Raw genomic sequence first — 16,048 nt, 5'->3', positions numbered from 1 at the left:
CCATGAGCGAACAGACAACACTTCCGGTCGACAATCAGCGCAAGGTCTTCATCAAGACCTATGGCTGCCAGATGAACGTCTACGACAGCGAACGCATGGGCGAGGCGCTGGCGGCCGACGGCTATCGGCCGACAGAGGTGATCGAGGATGCCGACCTCATCCTGCTCAACACCTGCCACATTCGCGAAAAGGCTGCCGAGAAGGTCTATTCCGCGCTCGGGCGCTACCGCGAGTTGAAGGCCGAGCGGGCGAAGCAGGGCCGTGAAACGATGATCGGCGTCGCCGGCTGCGTCGCTCAGGCCGAGGGCGAGGAAATCCTCCGCCGCGCGCCGGATGTCGACGTGGTCATCGGTCCGCAGACCTATCATCGCCTGCCGGAGGCGCTGCGCAAGGCCAAGACCGGCGAGCGCGTGGTCGATACCGAATATGCGGTGGAGGACAAGTTCGATTATCTGCCGAAGAAGGAACGCGGCGTTCGTCCGAAGAATGTTTCGGCGTTCCTGACCGTTCAGGAAGGCTGCGACAAGTTCTGCACCTTCTGCGTTGTGCCCTATACCCGTGGTTCGGAAATCTCCCGCTCAACGAAACAGATTGTCGATGAAGCGCGCCGGCTTGCCGAAAACGGCGTGCGCGAGATCACGCTGCTCGGTCAGAACGTCAATGCCTGGCATGGAGAGAGCGCCGAAGGCGCCGACTGGGGCCTTGGCGATTTGCTGTTCCACCTTGCTGAAATCGACGGCATCGAGCGGTTGCGCTACACCACCAGCCATCCGCGCGACATGGATGACCGGCTGATGCAGGCCCATCGCGACCTGCCGAAGCTGATGCCCTATCTGCACCTGCCGGTGCAGGCCGGTTCCGACCGTATCCTGAGGGCCATGAACCGCCGCCATACGGCGGAGGAGTATCTTGCGCTGATCGAGCGCATCCGCGCCGCCCGCCCGGATATCGCGATGTCGGGGGATTTCATCGTCGGTTTTCCCGGCGAGACCGAGGAGGATTTCCAGGCGACGCTCACGCTTGTCGAAAAGGTGCGCTACGCCCAGGCCTTCTCGTTCAAATATTCGCCCCGCCCCGGTACGCCCGGCGCGGAGCTTGGCGATCAGGTGCCGGAGGCCGAAAAGGCCGATCGGCTGCAGCGGCTTCAGGCGATGCTCACCCGCCACCAGTTCGAGTTCGCGCAATCGCGGATCGGCATGGAGATGGGTATCCTGCTGGAAAAGCCGGGCCGCAATCCCGGCCAGCTCATCGGCCGTTCGCCCTGGCTGCAATCCGTCGTGATTGATGGCGGAGAGGCCGAGATCGGCGATCTGGTGCGGGTGCGCATCACCGATGCGGCCACCAACAGCCTCGCCGGCGTGCGGATCGCCTGATTGATGACAGTCCGATGAATTTGTCGGGGCGAAATACAAATCGCTTCACAAAGTTGAGAATCGCGATTAGCCTTCCTATATGAAGCTTGATTGGCGAACAGAGACTCACATTTCTGCCGTTTTCCTTCTGTCTTTGACTGAACGATCCCCTATGTATCGTATCGAAGAGGACGCTGCCGGTGTAACGCCGGACAGCGGAGCGCTTTGCGTTGAACCGAGGAGCAGGACCGCTTGACCGCTACTGAAATGGTTGTATCGCACGGAAAACCGGCCGGCCCGGATGCCAGCCACTTCGTGCTCACCTTCGAGAACAATCGCTATGCAAGCGAATTGTTCGGTCAGTTTGACGAGCATCTGAAATTGCTGGAAAAGGAGCTGGGCGTCGATGCCGTGGCGCGCGGCAACTCCGTGGCGCTGAGCGGTTCGACGCTCGCCACCCACCAGGCGCGCCGCGCGCTGGATTATCTTTACGCCCAGCTTCAAAAAGGCGCGCAGCTGGAGAAATCCGATGTCGAGGGCGCGGTCCGCATGGCGCGCGCGGCCGACGACCAGTTGACCCTGCCGACGCTGGAACGCAAGGCCCGGCTTTCGATGTCGCAGATTTCGACGCGCAAGAAGTCGATCGCCGCCCGCACCCCGGCGCAGGACGGCTATATAAGGGCGATGGAACGCAACGAACTGGTGTTCGGCGTCGGCCCCGCGGGCACCGGCAAGACCTACCTCGCCGTCGCCTATGCCGCCCAGCTACTGGAGCGCGGCGCGATCGAGAAGATCATCCTGTCGCGTCCTGCCGTCGAGGCCGGCGAGCGGCTCGGCTTTCTGCCGGGGGATATGAAGGAGAAGGTCGATCCCTATCTCCGTCCGCTCTATGACGCGCTCTACGACATGATCCCCGGCGACCGGGTCGAGCGCGCCATGACGGCGGGCGTGATCGAGATCGCCCCGCTCGCCTTCATGCGCGGCCGCACGCTGACCAATGCGGCGGTAATCCTCGACGAGGCGCAGAACACGACATCAATGCAGATGAAGATGTTCCTGACCCGGCTTGGCGAGAATTCGCGCATGATCGTCACCGGCGATCCGAGCCAGGTGGACCTGCCGCGCGGCGTCAAGTCCGGCCTCGTGGAAGCGCTTGACGTGCTGCAGGGCGTGGAAGGCGTTTCCACTACGCGCTTCACCGACAAGGACGTTGTGCGCCATCCGCTCGTGGCCCGCATTGTTGCGGCCTATGAGGGCCGGGGACGCCCGCCGCAGACGGATGAAGGCGGCGCCGGCTGATATGGCCGCATTCGATTTTCAGGTGAGCCGGGAGGCCGAGGGCTGGCCGGACGAGACGCAGCTGGAAGCGCTGGTTTCCGACGTGATCCGGGTTGCGGCGCTCTTTCTGGAAAAGGAGGAGGGGCAGCCGTTTCCAGTTCAGCCCGTCGAATTGTCGCTGGTGTTCACCGACGATGAGGCGATACGGGAGATCAATGCGGAATGGCGCGACAAGGATAAGCCCACCAATGTGCTTTCCTTTCCCGCCTTTCCTGTAACGCCCGGCGCAATGCCGGGGCCCATGCTCGGCGATATCGTGATCGCGCGGGAAACCGTGGCGCGCGAGGCCGGTGAGCTCGACAAGAGCTTCGACGATCATCTTACCCACCTTCTGGTGCATGGATTTCTGCATCTTTTGGGGTATGATCACATTGAAAACGACGATGCGGAGGTTATGGAGCGTCTGGAGACTCGCATTTTGGCCACACTTGGCCTATCTGATCCCTATCAGGGCAGCGACCCTCTCTAACGCCTAAGGAACGATGAACCAGCAACAGATAGTACCGCTCGGTGACAGCGGTCAGGATTCCGACGACGGATCCGAGCTCGACGAGCCTAACAGTCCGGAGACGGACAGAAATACTCAGAAATCATCAGCCTCGCCCCTCAAGGGCCTTCTCCTGTACTTCAAGCGCAACGGGCACGGCACATCGCGTCTGCGCGAAGACCTTGAGGATGCGCTTTCCCCCGAAAATATCAGCGACAACGACTTCTCGCCCGAAGAGCGCGCGATGCTCAACAACATCCTGTCCTTCCGCGAGGTGCGGGTCGAGGATGTGATGGTGCCGCGCGCCGATATCGATGCCGTGGACCAGTCGATGACGATCGGCGAGTTGCTGCTGGTGTTCGAAAACTGCGGCCATTCGCGCATGCCGGTGTTCTGCGAAACGCTGGATGATCCGCGCGGCATGGTCCATATCCGCGATCTGCTCGCCTATCTCTCCAAGCAGGCCCGAGGCCGCCGGCGCGGTCGCCCGGCCAATGCCCGCGAGGCCGCCAAGAATGGTACGTTGAAGGCGAACGAGGTCAAGCCGACGGAGCGGCAGACCAAGCCGGCCCAGAACGCGTTCGACCTCGGCAAGGTCAATCTCGACAAGACCATTGTCGAAGCCGGGCTGATCCGGCCGGTCCTGTTCGTGCCGCCCTCCATGCTCGCCTCCGACCTGTTGCAGCGCATGCAGGCGGGCCGCACCCAGATGGCGCTGGTCATCGACGAGTATGGCGGCACTGATGGACTGGTGTCGCATGAGGATATCGTCGAGATGGTAATCGGCGAGATCGACGACGAGCACGATTCCGAAGAGGCGATGTTCACCCGCGTTTCCGACGACGTCTATCTCGCCGACGCGCGCGTCGAGCTTGAGGACATTGCCGAAGCGATCGGCCCCGATTTCGAGATCGGCGAACATGCCGAGGACGTCGATACGCTGGGCGGGCTGATCTTCTCGACCATCGGCCGCATTCCGGCGCGCGGCGAGGTGATCCAGCTTTCGGGCTTCGAGGTTCATATTCTCGATGCCGATCCGCGCCGCATCCGCCGCGTCAGGATATTGCGCAAGCGCGGCCCGGCGCGCCGCCGTTCCGTCGCCCGCGCGGGCAGCCAGGAGGAGGGTCGCGATCAGTCCCGGCATGAGGAGCATGACGTGTCCTATGACGAGGACACCGACAGCGAAACGCATGACGAGCGATAGGCGGCTCTGACCGAGCGGAAGGACTGCTTCTTTGCAACGGCTTTCAGCCTATCTCGCAGACCTTTCGGGCTGGCCGCGGCGGTGGATGCTGTTTGCCGCCGGCGCGGTCGCCACCTTTGCGCTGGCGCCTTTCGGGCTGACGCCGGTGATGTTCATCGCCCTGCCGCTTATGGTCATGGTCATGGACGGCGCGCTTTCGGGCAAGGCGCTGAGGCCGCGCCTCAGGGCGGGCTTTGCGGTCGGCTGGTGGTTCGGCTTCGGCTACTTCGTTTTCGGCCTGTGGTGGCTTGGCGTCGCGATCTGGAAGGATGGCGCGTATTGGGCGCTGCCGCTTGCCGTTCTCGGCTTTCCGGCGGGGCTTGCGCTGTTTTACGGGCTGGCGGGGGCGCTGGCGGCTTCTTTCTGGCGGCCCGGGCCTTTGCGCCTGATTGCGCTGGGCGCGGCGATGGTCGTGGCGGAGTGGCTGCGCGGCCATCTTGCGACCGGCTTTCCGTGGAACGCGATCGCCTATACCGCCATGCCCATGCCGCTGTTCATGCAGGCGATCCGGCTGACCGGGCTCTATGTGATGGGCGGTTTCGCCGTCTATGTGTTCGCAAGCCCCGTGCTTTTGGCCGCGCGATCCGGCCGGCGTGTCGGACTGGCGCTGGCCGTCGTTTTCGTGGCCGTTGATATCGGCTATGGCTGGTATCGGCTGGCAAACGTGCAGCCTGCCGACGGCCGCGCGGTGGGGCTTCGGCTGGTTCAGCCGGCTTTTGAGGAGGCCGACTGGCGCACGGAGGAAGGCCGCGAGCGGGTGTTCGCCACGCTGCTGGAGCTTTCTTCCGATCCCGCCGGATATGTCGGAAAGAGCCCCGATATCATCATCTGGCCGGAAAGCGTTCTTCCCTTCACGATCGAGGCGCGGCCCGATGCCCGCACCGCGATCGGCGAGCTGCTCAAGCCGGGACAGACGCTTGTGTTTGGCGCGGCAAGCTTTGCCGGGCGCAAACCCGATGGCTGGCCTGAATTCTACAACGCCGTCTATGTGCTGGATGATGCCGGGAGAACCGTTTCCGTTTCCGGCAAGACCCATCTCGTGCCATTCGGCGAGTATCTGCCATTCGAGGACTTCTTCCGTGCGATCGGGCTGGAGGCGCTGACGACACTGCCGGGCAGCTATGTTCCTGTTGATAACCGCCAGATGCTGCTGCTCCCGGATGGCGGCGCGCTTTACCCGCTCATCTGCTACGAGGCGGTGTTTCCGCGGCTTGTGGAGGGGCAGGCGGCCGGTGCGTCAGCGCTGGTAAACGTTACCTATGATGCCTGGTTCGGGCGGACGCCCGGGCCTTTCCAGCACTTCGCCCAGGCAAGATTGCGGGCGGTCGAGGTCGGCAAGCCGTTGATACGCGTTGGCGAAAACGGCGTTACGGCGATCGTTGACCCATACGGCCGCATCATCGACCGGCTGCCATTTGACCGGCGTGGCGTACTCGATGGTAGGGTCAGCTTACGTTAGCAAATTGAGAGATATGCGCCGTCTCGCGTGTCCTTAAATTGCCACACTATTTGCTGAATTAGCAAATCTTTACTCATCTCATGGTTTTATATTTCGCGCAGAATTGACCGCTTTACTCCAAAATTGCATAGTGACCGCACTTGGCACTCAACTATGGCTTTTTGGTCGCTTAATCGACGGGTTGCATAACTCTCCGGCACAGTGACTGGGCCCTTATGTCAGGTTAAAAAAACAGGACGAACAATGACAGAAAACAAGAAGAAGCCGAACCCCATTGACGTGCACGTCGGGAGTCGGATCAGGTTGCGCCGGACAATGTTAGGAATGAGCCAGGAGAAACTCGGCGAGAGCCTTGGCATCACCTTTCAGCAGATTCAGAAATATGAAAAGGGCACCAATCGCGTTGGCGCCAGCCGACTGCAGAACATTTCGACCATCCTCAACGTTCCAGTCTCATTCTTTTTCGAGGACGCACCCGGCGAACAGGGCGTTGGCGCTGCGGGAATGGCGGAGGCTTCGAGCTCGAGCTATGTGGTCGATTTCCTCTCCTCTTCGGAAGGGCTGCAGCTCAACCGCGCCTTTGTGAAGATCAATGACGCCAAAGTTCGGCGCCGGCTGGTGGATCTGGTCAAGTCGCTGGCGGCTGAAGCGGAATGAGGTAACGGGCTGATTTTGACGCATTGTGGGGGAGAGCGCTCCGCTCTCCTCGGGTCAAGGCATGCGTCAAAATTCACCTGGCTTTGAGGACATAAAGATATACTGATATCGTTGTGCGCTTGTCATAGCCACGCGAAGCGTTTATCAAAATCGGGCCAATTTCTATGTGGGGAATCCCGATGCGCGCCAACTATCTTTTCACTTCCGAATCCGTTTCAGAAGGCCATCCGGACAAGGTCTGCGACAGAATTTCCGATGAAATTGTCGACCTCGTCTATCGCGAGGCCGTGAAGACCGGCGTCGATCCCTGGTCGGTGCGCGTCGCCTGCGAAACGCTGGCCACCACGAACCGCGTCGTCATCGCTGGCGAGGTCCGCCTGCCTGCGAGCCTGATGAAGCTCGACAAGAACGGCAAGGAGATCGTCAATCCCTCGCGGTTCAAGTCTGCCGCGCGCCGGGCCATCCGCAATATCGGCTACGAGCAGGACGGTTTCCACTGGAAGACCGCCCGTATCGACGTGCTGCTGCACGCCCAGTCCGCCCACATCGCCCAGGGCGTCGACAGCGCCGCCGACCGGCAGGGCGACGAGGGCGCCGGCGACCAGGGCATCATGTTCGGCTTCGCCTGCCGCGAAACCCCGGAACTGATGCCGGCGCCGATCTACTACGCCCACCGTATTCTCCAGACCCTTTCGGAAGCCCGCAAGGGCGGCGAGGGCGAGGTGGCAAAACTCGGGCCCGACGCCAAGAGCCAGGTGACAGTCCACTACAAGGACGGCAAGCCGGCGGCCGTGACATCGATCGTGCTGTCGACCCAGCATTTCGATGAGAGCTGGGATTCGCAGAAGGTTCGCAGCGTGGTCGAACCCTATATCCGCGAAGCGCTCGGCGAACTGCCGATCGCCGATGATTGCGTGTGGTACATCAACCCGACCGGCAAGTTCGTCATTGGCGGACCGGACGGCGATGCCGGGCTTACCGGCCGCAAGATCATCGTCGATACCTATGGCGGTGCCGCGCCCCATGGCGGCGGCGCGTTTTCGGGCAAGGACACCACCAAGGTCGATCGCTCGGCGGCCTATGCCGCGCGCTATCTGGCCAAGAACGTGGTCGCTGCCAATCTCGCCGAGAAATGCACGATCCAGCTTGCCTACGCGATCGGCGTCGCCCAGCCGCTGGCCGTCTATGTCGATCTGCACGGAACCGGCAAGGTGACCGAGGAAGAGGTCGAAAAGGCGATCCGCGCCGTGATGGACCTGTCGCCCTCCGGCATTCGCCGCCATCTCGATCTCAACAAGCCGATCTACGCCAAGACCGCCGCCTACGGCCATTTCGGCCGCAAGGCCGGGCGCGACGGTTCGTTTTCCTGGGAACGGCTCGATCTGGTGAAGCCGCTGAAACTGGCGCTGAAAGGCTGATTGCGTAAGGTGACCGGCGACAATCAGAATTCAACCGGGCGGGCGTTTTTCGGCCGCCGCAAGGGCAAACCTCTGCGTGAGCGGCAGGCGCGCAACCTCGCCGAGCTGTTGCCCACGCTCGCGATCGATCCCGGCACGCCGGCACCCGCCGATCTCCGCGACGCTTTCGCGTCGCCGGTGGAACGGGTGCGGCTCGAGATCGGCTTCGGCGGCGGCGAGCATCTGTTCCACCGCGTCGAGGAAAACCCGAAGACCGGCTTCATCGGCGTCGAGCCCTTCGTCAATTCCATGGCCAAGCTGCTGGGCCGGGTGGAGGAACGCACGCCCGGCAATCTCAGGCTCTACGACGATGACGCCGTCGATATTCTGGATTGGCTGCCGGATGCCTCGACCGACCAGATCGACCTGCTCTACCCGGACCCGTGGCCGAAGAAGAAACACTGGAAGCGCCGCTTCGTCTCGCAGCCGAACCTTGAGCGGTTCCACCGGGTGCTGAAGCCGGGCGGGATGTTCTGCTTTGCGTCGGATATCGACAGCTACATCAACTGGACGCTGCTGCATTGCCGGCGGCATGGCGGTTTTCAATGGCAGGCGCTTGGAGCCGCCGACTGGCTGACGCCCTACGACAACTGGCCGGGAACACGTTATGAGGACAAGGCGAAGCGGGAAGGGCGCGGCAGCGCCTACCTGACGTTCATACGGCGTTGAGAAAAGCCCGAAGGTTGAATGCGGGGCGCTTCAGTGCAGCGTGACTGTCTTCAGATCGTCTTCCATCGCCTTGAAGAACACGCTGGTCCGGTTTTCGGTCAGAAGCAGCAGCGCGCCATCCGCGCTGAAAAGGGCCCAGAGCTTGTCCGCGGTCTTGAGGTTGGCCGCGTCCGGGAAATGGCGCAGCGCCTCGGTCCGCTCGAATTCGCGGAAATAGCCGAGATGCCCCGTGCCGAATTCTGCGAGACTTTCGAGGGATTGTTCCGCACCCGGGATTTTCATGAAGCGATTTCCTGCAAAAGACCTGAGACATTCAGGCAAACCGTCCGGAAAGGTCGGAAGCCCGTTGTTTTTCCAAGCCTATTGTGAAACGGAAATCTTAATTTTTCGTACCTCCTGAGGATGTTGCGCGAGGTCGATCGACAATAATCCGCGCTCCAGGCTTGCGCGGATCACCTCCATGCCATCGGCAAGCGCGAACTGGCGGCGGAACTGGCGACCGGCGATGCCGCGAAACAGGTACTCGCCCTCGTCGCGCTCCTCCGCCTTGCCGCTGACGATCAACACCGAGCCCTCGATCACCACATCGAGCTCACTTGCGGCAAAGCCGGCAACGGCGAGCGTCAGGCGCAGAAAGCCGGGTTCCGCGCCGCCGGGAAACCATGCGACATCGAAGGGCGGGTAGCCGGATGCGCCTTTCAGGCTGTCCTGTCGGTCGATGAGCCGTGGGTCGAATCTGAGGTCAATTCTGGGCATGGTCGTTTCCGTCTTTTGCCTTGCAGTTTGCCAAGCGCGCTTCGCCTTGACAATCCGCGAGCGAGTGTCCATTCACAGCGCCTGCCTGTTCAATTCGGATTTATATAATGAGCCCACGGAAAATCATAATCGATACCGATCCCGGCCAGGATGACGCGGCTGCCATCATGCTCGCGCTCGCTAGTCCCGAGGAGATCGAGGTGCTCGGCATCGCCGCCGTGGCCGGCAATGTGCCGCTCTCCAGAACCGAGCGCAATGCCCGCATCGTCTGCGAGCTTTCCGGGCGTCCGGATATCAAGGTCTTCGCCGGCTGCGACAAGCCGATGCGTCGTCCGCTGGTCACGGCGGAGCACGTGCACGGCTCGACGGGGCTCGACGGCACGGAGCTTGCCGAGCCGACAATGCCGCGCCAGGCGCAGCATGCTGTCGATTTCATCATCGAGACGCTGCGCGCCGAGCCTGAAAAGACGGTTACGCTCTGCACGCTCGGCGCGCTCACCAATGTCGCGACGGCGTTTGAGAAGGCGCCGGATATCGTGGACCGCGTCCAGGAGATCGTGATGATGGGCGGCGGCTATTTCGAGGGCGGCAACATCACGCCATCCGCCGAATTCAACATCTATGTCGATCCGGAAGCCGCCGATATCGTGTTCCGCTCGGGCATACCGATCGTGATGATGCCGCTCGACGTCACCCATCAACTGCTCTGCCTCAAGGAACGTGTCGACAGGATCGAAGCGATCGGGCGTCCGGCCGCGAAGGCGATGGCGGAGATGTTGCGGTTTTACGAGCGCTTCGATGTCGAGAAATACGGCTCCGATGGCGGACCGCTGCATGACCCGGCGGTGACCGCCTATCTCATCCGCCCGGAGCTTTTCTCCGGACGGCACTGCAATGTCGAGATCGAGACGCAGTCGCCGCTGACCCTTGGCGCGACCGTTATAGACTGGTGGCGCGTTACCGACCGCAAGCCCAATGCGCTGGTCATCGGCAAGGCCGATGCCGATGGCTTCTTCGCGCTTCTGACGGAGCGGCTGGCGCGGCTTTGAGGTGCTGAACGCGAAGGGTCAGCCGGCGAGCTTCGCCGGCTTCGGCCCGCCATAGGCCCAGTCGAGCAGTTCGACGGTGTGCAGGATCGGCGTCCTGGTGCCGCTGGCGATCTGGGTGATGCAGCCGATATTGCCGGTCGCGATGATATCCGGCTTCAGCGCCTCGATATTCTTGACCTTGCGGGTCTTCAGCTTTGCAGAGATTTCCGGCTGCATGATGTTGTAGGTGCCCGCCGAACCGCAGCACAGATGCCCTTCGGCCGGTTCCCTGACGGCAAAGCCCGCGGCCTCCAGCAGCAGTTTCGGCGCGGCCTTGATCTGCTGGCCGTGCTGCATGGAACAGGCCGAGTGATAGGCGACAGTGACGCCTTTGTGCGGCTGGTCTTCCAGTCCAAGCGTCGACAGATATTCGGTGATGTCCTTCGCCAGCGCCGAAACGCGGGCGGCCTTTTCGGCATAGGCCGGATCCTGCGCCAGCATATGGCCGTAATCCTTGATCGTGGTGCCGCAACCGGACGCGGTGATGATCACGGCATCCAGCCCACCGGCCTCGATCTCGCGCGTCCAGACATCGACATTGCGCCGGGCCTCGGAAAGCGCCTGCTCCTCGCGGCCCATGTGATGGACCAGCGCGCCGCAACAGCCTTCACCCTTCGGCACAACCACCTCGATGCCGAGTCGGGTCAAGAGCCGGACAGTCGCCTCGTTGATGGCGGGATCGAGCACGGACTGGGCGCAGCCCGTCAAAAGCGCCACGCGACCGCGCTTTTCGCTCTCGGGCTTGTGCGAGGCGGGTTCGGAAATCGCCGAGGGACGCGGCAGTCGCTTGGGGGCCAGCTTCAGCATCGCCTCGAACGGCTTCAGCGCTTCGCGCCCGGAGAAAAGCCCGGCGAAGGGGCGACCGAAGCGCGCGAGGTGCAATGCCGCCCGGAACCGTCCCGGATAGGGCAGTACGGCTGCCAGCACCGCGCGGGTGAACCGGTTGATCGGCGGACGCTTGTAGGTCTTTTCGATATGAACCCGCGCATGATCGACCAGATGCATGTAATCGACGCCCGAGGGACAGGTGGTCACGCAGGACAGACAGGAGAGGCAGCGGTCGATATGGGTGACGGTTTCCTTGTCCGCCGGCCGGTCGTTCTCCAGCATGTCCTTGATCAGGTAGATCCGCCCGCGCGGGCTGTCGAGCTCGTTGCCGAGCGTCACATAGGTCGGACAGGTCGCGGTGCAGAAGCCGCAATGCACGCATTTGCGCAGGATCGATTCGGCTTCGGCGACCTTCGGGTCGGCAAGCTGTTCGGCTGAGAAACTTGTATGCATGGATCAGATAAGCCAGCTTTGCGGGTTCGCGATCGGCTCGTTGCGGTTCACCTTCTGCAGGCCGACGACCACGCGCACGATCACCCAGATGCCGGTGGCCACAAAGCCGAGTACGCCGATGAGCACAAAGGTCAGCACAAACGAAATCGCCGAAAACAGCAGTGCGATCCAGAAGGTGCGGATCGCCCAGGTGTAGTGCGTCTTGAGCCAGCCTTCCGCCTTCTCGCGGTTCATGTAGGCCGCAATCAGGCCGATCACGCCGGCGACGAAAATCACGCAGCCGACAAGATAAAGAATGTAGATGAGAATGACGTTGTTCTTGCTCGGGTCCATCCAGCCGTCGCCAAAGCGTTTAGGCGCGTTGTATTGCGGGTCGCTCATGCTGCCATCTCCTGTCTTGCCATCTTGCCGGGATTGAAAATGCCTTTGGGGTCCAGTTTCGCGCGGATGCGTGCTTCGAGCGCCGCGACGGCCGCCGGCTGCGGCTCGAAGGCGGGCGTCAGCGCGCGCGTCGTCGGATCGGCGCGCATCAGCGTTGCATGCCCGCCGCCGTGCTTCTTCAGAAGCGCGCGCAGAATATCCGCTTCCGGCGCGCCGTCCATGCGCATCCATATCAGCCCGCCCTGCCAGTCGTAGAAGGCGTCGACGGCCGCCTCCAGCCGCATCGCGCCGACCAGCGCCGCCGCCGCAGACGGCGTGACGCTGACGCGCCAGAGCGGACGGAGCGAGCGGTCCTGATAGGGGGCGACATCGCGGATTTCGCGCCACAGTTCCCGCGTGTCTTCATCGCCAAGCCGGGTGATGGGGCCGAAGGGCTCGGCATAGGCGGCAAGCTTGTCGAGTCGGGCCGATACCGATTCCGGCAGGCCTTCCAGCCGCAGACAGGTGGCGCTGTCGCCTGCGATCCCGTCCTTCAGAAATGCGGACCGCACGCTATAGGGCAGGTGGCTCGCGCCCGAGACTTCGAGCGGCAGCGCCATCGCCGCGGCCATCAGCTTCACGGCGTCCTCCTCGGTAAGGTCAGAGACAATCAGCGTGGCGGCGGATTTGGGCGCGGGGAGAACCTTGAAGGTCACCTCGGTCAGAAAGCCGAGCGTGCCGTGCGAGCCGGCGATCAGACGCGAGAGATCGAGGCCGGTGACGTTCTTCATCACCCGCCCGCCCGCGCGGATCGCCTCGCCCCGGCCATTGACAAAACGCGTGCCGAGAAGGTGGTCGCGGGCAGCGCCCGCCAGCGCGAACCGGCGCGGCCCCGAGACATTGGCCGCGAACACGCCGCCGATCGTGGGCGCGCCCTCGGTGCCCATCATGCCGCGATGATCCATCGGCTCGAAGGCGAGGAACTGGCCGTTTTCGTCAAGGGCCGCCTCGATCTCGGCAACCGGCGTGCCGGCCTTCGCGGTCATCACCATTTCGGAGGGTTCATAGGCAACGATGCCGGAAAGCGCGCGGGAACTCAGCGTCACGTCCGCCGCAACGGGATTGCCGAAGCCGGACCGGGTATCGCCGCCGCACAGGCGCAGCGGCGCGCCGCTATCGTAATGGCCGGCAATGATCGCGGCCGCTTCAGCCTCGGTTGCGGGCGCCAGAAGCTCAGTCATCGCGGCCCTCCAGCGGAAACACCTTGGAGGGGTTCAGCGACCATGCGGGATCGAAGGCGGCGCGCACCGCCATCTGCTGATGCAGGTCGGCCTCGCCATACTGGTGGCGCATCAGATCACGCTTCTCGATGCCGACGCCGTGCTCGCCGGTCAGGCAGCCTCCGGCCTCCACGCAGAGCTTCAGGATTTCCGCGCCTGCTTCCTCGGCGCGCTGGGCGTCCTCGGGATCGTTGATGTTGTAGAGGATTAGCGGATGCATGTTGCCGTCGCCGGCGTGAAACACATTGGCGACGCGCAGGCCGTAGCGGTCGGTGATCTCGCTGGTCTTCTGCAGCACGTAGGAAAGCTGGCTGAGCGGAACGGTGCCGTCCATGCAGATATAGTCGGCAATCCGCCCGGTCGCGCCGAAGGCGGATTTGCGGCCCTTCCAGATCAGCGCCGCCTCGGTGGCCGACTGGCTGCGGCGCACGGCCATGACGCCATGGGTCTCGGCGATCGCAACAATGCGGCCGAGCATCGCCTCCATCTCTTCCTCGGAGCCCTCGACCTCGATGATCAGGAGCGCTGCCGCGTCGAGCGGATAGCCGGCATGGGCAAACGCCTCGCAGATTTCGATCGCCGGCTTGTCCATGAATTCGATCGCGACCGGGATGATGCCGGCGGCGATGATATCGGTCACGCAGGCGCCGGCGCTTTCGGAGGAGGGGAAGCCGAACAGGACCGGCCGCGCGCCTTCGGGCTTTGCCAGCAACCGGACGGTGGCCTCGGTGATGATGCCGAGTTGGCCCTCGGAGCCGCAGACCAGCGCCAAGAGATCGAGGCCACCCGAATCCAGCATCTTGCCGCCGAGTTCGATGATCGTGCCGTCGACCAGCACGAGTTTGACGCCGAGCAGGTTATTGGTGGTGACGCCGTATTTCAGACAGTGCGCGCCGCCGGAATTCATGCCGATATTGCCGCCGATCGTGCAGGCAAGCTGGGAGCTGGGATCGGGCGCGTAGAAAAAGCCCTCCGGCGCGACAGCTTCCGAGATTGCGATATTGGTAACGCCGGCCTGGACCACGGCGGCGCGGTTCGGCAGGTCGATGTCGAGAATATTGTTCATCCGCGACAGGCCGAGGATTACGGCATCCTCCTGGCCGATCGCTCCCCCGGAAAGCGAGGTGCCGGCCCCGCGTGGCACGACGGGAATGCCGTTGTCATGGCAGTAGCGCAGAACCTTGGCGACATCCTCGGTCGTCTCCGGCAGGCAGACCGCTAGCGGAATGCGATGATAAGCGAGAAACGCATCGGTCTCGAACGGCACCAGTTCTCGCGCCTCATGCACCAGCGCGTTCTCGGGCAGAAGCGCCTTCAATTCCTCGATGATGGTCTCGCGCCGCGCCAGAATGCCGGCATCGGGTTCGCGAAACGCGATTGTGCCTGTCAAAGCGGACCTCCAGATCGCGTCCGGGCTTGGCTTCCGGACGCCGCGCAAAACGGGATAATCGCAGCATCACGGCTGCAACTCATTCTCTAACATTGGCCTGACTGCGAGACAAATGCTAATACTTGTTCCGCAAAGGCAACAATCGCGGTGATTATGAAAAATCTGCAGGATCTGGAAGTGTTCGCGGAGGTGGCCGCGACCGGCAGCATGAGCGATGCGGGCAGGGCGCTCAGGCTCTCGCCGGCCGTGGTGTCGAAAAGCATTCGTCGCCTGGAAGAGCAACTCGGCGTGCGCTTGCTGCAGCGCACGACGCGGATGATCACCCTGACGGAGACCGGACGCGGCTTCTACGAGCGCCTGCTGCCCGTGCTGGCCGGTATCGAGGAGGCCGAGGCCTTCGTCGAAGGCCATACGTCGGCGGTTCGGGGCCGGCTCAGGATTTCGGCGCCGACTTCGTTCGGGCGGATGCATATCGCGCCGCATCTGGCCGCCTTCATGAACGCCCATGAGGGGCTGGAAATCGAGCTCATTCTCAGCGATGCCTTCGTCGACATCGTCGCGGACGGCTTTGACCTTGCGGTGCGGATTGGCGAGCTTTCGGATTCCACGCTGGTTGCCCGCAAGCTCGCGCCTGTTCGCCGCGTGCTCTGCGCCTCGCGCCAGTATGTCGAGCGCTTCGGCGCTCCCCAAAGCCTGGAGGCGCTGGAAGATCACGTCTGCCTGCCGGCGCATAATGGCGAATACTGGCGTCTTGAAGGTCCTGAGGGGCCGGTGTCGTTCCGGCCGGTCGGGCGGCTGGTGACGAATTCCAGCGAGGTTATCCGCGAGGCGGTACTCGCCGGCATGGGCATCGCGCTGAGGTCGACCTGGGATATCGGGCCGGAACTGGCGGCGGGCGAACTCGTCCATGTGCTGCCGGAGTATAAAAGCCCGGACAATGTCGGGCTTTTCGCGGTCTATGCCTCCAGGAATTTCCTGCCGGCGAAGGTGCGCTTGTTCATCGACTTCATGGCCGGGCTCTACGGCCCGTCCCCCTATTGGGACAAGGCCGTGCTGTGACACCCGGTCAAGCGATGATCAACACGCCGGTGATCAGCGAGATCAGAATCACCACGAGTACGATGAAGATCAGAATCCGGGCAATGCCTGCGGAAAGGCCCGCAACACCGCGAAAACCCAGCAGGCTGGCCACAGCCGCGATGATCAACAGTATCAGAATCCATTCAAGCAT

17 protein-coding genes are annotated in these 16,048 nt (G+C 62.9%); 10 read left to right on the top strand and 7 right to left on the bottom strand.

What is annotated here, in order from left to right:
- Window positions 1-2 precede the first annotated feature (2 nt).
- The 8 genes from miaB to trmB all read left to right on the top strand — a co-directional run bounded on the left by miaB (window position 3) and on the right by trmB (window position 8,662).
- Complete coding sequence (gene miaB, locus V6766_RS05860) at window positions 3-1,373, top strand: tRNA (N6-isopentenyl adenosine(37)-C2)-methylthiotransferase MiaB (protein ID WP_448464501.1); 1,371 nt, start codon at window positions 3-5, stop codon at window positions 1,371-1,373.
- A gap of 246 nt (window positions 1,374-1,619) precedes the next feature.
- Window positions 1,620-2,651, top strand: a complete 1,032-nt coding sequence (locus tag V6766_RS05855) for a PhoH family protein (RefSeq protein ID WP_448464619.1) — start codon at window positions 1,620-1,622, stop codon at window positions 2,649-2,651.
- A gap of 1 nt (window position 2,652) precedes the next feature.
- Window positions 2,653-3,159, top strand: a complete 507-nt coding sequence (ybeY, locus tag V6766_RS05850) for an rRNA maturation RNase YbeY (RefSeq protein ID WP_448464499.1) — start codon at window positions 2,653-2,655, stop codon at window positions 3,157-3,159.
- Between the two features lie 13 nt (window positions 3,160-3,172).
- Window positions 3,173-4,381 carry a hemolysin family protein gene (locus tag V6766_RS05845; protein ID WP_448464497.1) on the top strand — a complete coding sequence of 403 codons (1,209 nt, stop codon included), beginning with the start codon at window positions 3,173-3,175 and terminating at the stop codon, window positions 4,379-4,381.
- Window positions 4,382-4,412: 31 nt separating this feature from the next.
- Window positions 4,413-5,879, top strand: coding sequence for an apolipoprotein N-acyltransferase (gene lnt / locus V6766_RS05840; RefSeq protein WP_448464495.1), 1,467 nt, complete (start codon window positions 4,413-4,415; stop codon window positions 5,877-5,879).
- A gap of 243 nt (window positions 5,880-6,122) precedes the next feature.
- Window positions 6,123-6,536, top strand: coding sequence for a helix-turn-helix domain-containing protein (locus V6766_RS05835; protein ID WP_230720642.1), 414 nt, complete (start codon window positions 6,123-6,125; stop codon window positions 6,534-6,536).
- A gap of 179 nt (window positions 6,537-6,715) precedes the next feature.
- Entirely contained in the window at window positions 6,716-7,954 is a 1,239-nt protein-coding gene (gene metK / locus V6766_RS05830; RefSeq protein ID WP_448464493.1) for a methionine adenosyltransferase, read from the top strand.
- Window positions 7,955-7,963: 9 nt separating this feature from the next.
- The gene (gene trmB / locus V6766_RS05825; RefSeq protein WP_448464617.1) at window positions 7,964-8,662 is read left to right on the top strand and encodes a tRNA (guanine(46)-N(7))-methyltransferase TrmB; all 699 of its coding nucleotides are present in this window, start codon (window positions 7,964-7,966) and stop codon (window positions 8,660-8,662) included.
- 30 nt (window positions 8,663-8,692) lie between these two features.
- On the opposite strand, the gene V6766_RS05820 is transcribed toward trmB, so the two are convergent.
- Both V6766_RS05820 and V6766_RS05815 read right to left on the bottom strand, forming a co-directional pair.
- Entirely contained in the window at window positions 8,693-8,944 is a 252-nt protein-coding gene (locus V6766_RS05820) for a BQ00720 family protein (RefSeq protein WP_230720645.1), read from the bottom strand.
- 78 nt (window positions 8,945-9,022) lie between these two features.
- Complete coding sequence (locus V6766_RS05815; protein ID WP_448464491.1) at window positions 9,023-9,418, bottom strand: Hsp20 family protein; 396 nt, start codon at window positions 9,416-9,418, stop codon at window positions 9,023-9,025.
- A gap of 104 nt (window positions 9,419-9,522) precedes the next feature.
- Here V6766_RS05815 and V6766_RS05810 point away from each other — a divergent pair, with 104 nt between their 5' ends.
- On the top strand, window positions 9,523-10,467 hold the full coding sequence (locus tag V6766_RS05810) for a nucleoside hydrolase (RefSeq protein WP_448464615.1): 945 nt from the start codon (window positions 9,523-9,525) through the stop codon (window positions 10,465-10,467).
- A gap of 18 nt (window positions 10,468-10,485) precedes the next feature.
- On the opposite strand, the gene glcF is transcribed toward V6766_RS05810, so the two are convergent.
- Genes glcF through V6766_RS05790 form a run of 4 tightly spaced genes read right to left on the bottom strand, consistent with a single transcriptional unit; the run spans window position 10,486 to window position 14,817 of the window.
- A complete protein-coding gene (gene glcF, locus V6766_RS05805) occupies window positions 10,486-11,787 on the bottom strand; it encodes a glycolate oxidase subunit GlcF (RefSeq protein WP_448464489.1) in 1,302 nt (433 codons plus the stop codon).
- A gap of 3 nt (window positions 11,788-11,790) precedes the next feature.
- A complete protein-coding gene (locus V6766_RS05800) occupies window positions 11,791-12,168 on the bottom strand; it encodes a DUF4870 family protein (protein WP_448464487.1) in 378 nt (125 codons plus the stop codon).
- Window positions 12,165-13,388: a glycolate oxidase subunit GlcE gene (gene glcE / locus V6766_RS05795; protein ID WP_448464485.1), complete on the bottom strand. Its 1,224-nt coding sequence runs from the start codon at window positions 13,386-13,388 to the stop codon at window positions 12,165-12,167. Before glcE ends, V6766_RS05800 begins: the two co-directional genes overlap by 4 nt.
- Window positions 13,381-14,817 (bottom strand): FAD-linked oxidase C-terminal domain-containing protein, encoded by a 1,437-nt coding sequence (locus V6766_RS05790; RefSeq protein ID WP_448464483.1) that lies wholly within the window; start codon window positions 14,815-14,817, stop codon window positions 13,381-13,383. The genes glcE and V6766_RS05790 overlap by 8 nt, the downstream gene beginning before the upstream one ends.
- Window positions 14,818-14,970: 153 nt before the next feature.
- On the opposite strand from V6766_RS05790, the gene V6766_RS05785 reads away from it, so the two are divergent.
- A complete protein-coding gene (locus V6766_RS05785; protein ID WP_448464481.1) occupies window positions 14,971-15,876 on the top strand; it encodes a LysR family transcriptional regulator in 906 nt (301 codons plus the stop codon).
- Window positions 15,877-15,883: 7 nt separating this feature from the next.
- Here V6766_RS05785 and V6766_RS05780 read toward each other — a convergent pair whose 3' ends face one another.
- The gene (locus V6766_RS05780; RefSeq protein WP_018065521.1) at window positions 15,884-16,048 is read right to left on the bottom strand and encodes a DUF1328 family protein; all 165 of its coding nucleotides are present in this window, start codon (window positions 16,046-16,048) and stop codon (window positions 15,884-15,886) included.

This window comes from Martelella sp. AMO21009 (assembly GCF_053484295.1).
This window is presented reverse-complemented; position numbering and strand designations above follow the sequence as displayed.

Excerpts from the sequence above, each read along its gene's own strand:
- miaB (WP_448464501.1), top strand. The coding sequence starts at position 3 with ATGAGCGAACAGACAACACTTCCGGTCGACAATCAGCGCAAGGTCTTC.
- V6766_RS05855 (WP_448464619.1), top strand. The coding sequence starts at position 1,620 with ATGGTTGTATCGCACGGAAAACCGGCCGGCCCGGATGCCAGCCACTTC.
- ybeY (WP_448464499.1), top strand. The coding sequence starts at position 2,653 with ATGGCCGCATTCGATTTTCAGGTGAGCCGGGAGGCCGAGGGCTGGCCG.
- V6766_RS05845 (WP_448464497.1), top strand. The coding sequence starts at position 3,173 with ATGAACCAGCAACAGATAGTACCGCTCGGTGACAGCGGTCAGGATTCC.
- V6766_RS05835 (WP_230720642.1), top strand. The coding sequence starts at position 6,123 with ATGACAGAAAACAAGAAGAAGCCGAACCCCATTGACGTGCACGTCGGG.
- metK (WP_448464493.1), top strand. The coding sequence starts at position 6,716 with ATGCGCGCCAACTATCTTTTCACTTCCGAATCCGTTTCAGAAGGCCAT.
- V6766_RS05820 (WP_230720645.1), bottom strand. The coding sequence starts at position 8,944 with ATGAAAATCCCGGGTGCGGAACAATCCCTCGAAAGTCTCGCAGAATTC.
- V6766_RS05815 (WP_448464491.1), bottom strand. The coding sequence starts at position 9,418 with ATGCCCAGAATTGACCTCAGATTCGACCCACGGCTCATCGACCGACAG.
- glcF (WP_448464489.1), bottom strand. The coding sequence starts at position 11,787 with ATGCATACAAGTTTCTCAGCCGAACAGCTTGCCGACCCGAAGGTCGCC.
- V6766_RS05800 (WP_448464487.1), bottom strand. The coding sequence starts at position 12,168 with ATGAGCGACCCGCAATACAACGCGCCTAAACGCTTTGGCGACGGCTGG.
- glcE (WP_448464485.1), bottom strand. The coding sequence starts at position 13,388 with ATGACTGAGCTTCTGGCGCCCGCAACCGAGGCTGAAGCGGCCGCGATC.
- V6766_RS05785 (WP_448464481.1), top strand. The coding sequence starts at position 14,971 with ATGAAAAATCTGCAGGATCTGGAAGTGTTCGCGGAGGTGGCCGCGACC.
- V6766_RS05780 (WP_018065521.1), bottom strand. The coding sequence starts at position 16,048 with ATGCTTGAATGGATTCTGATACTGTTGATCATCGCGGCTGTGGCCAGC.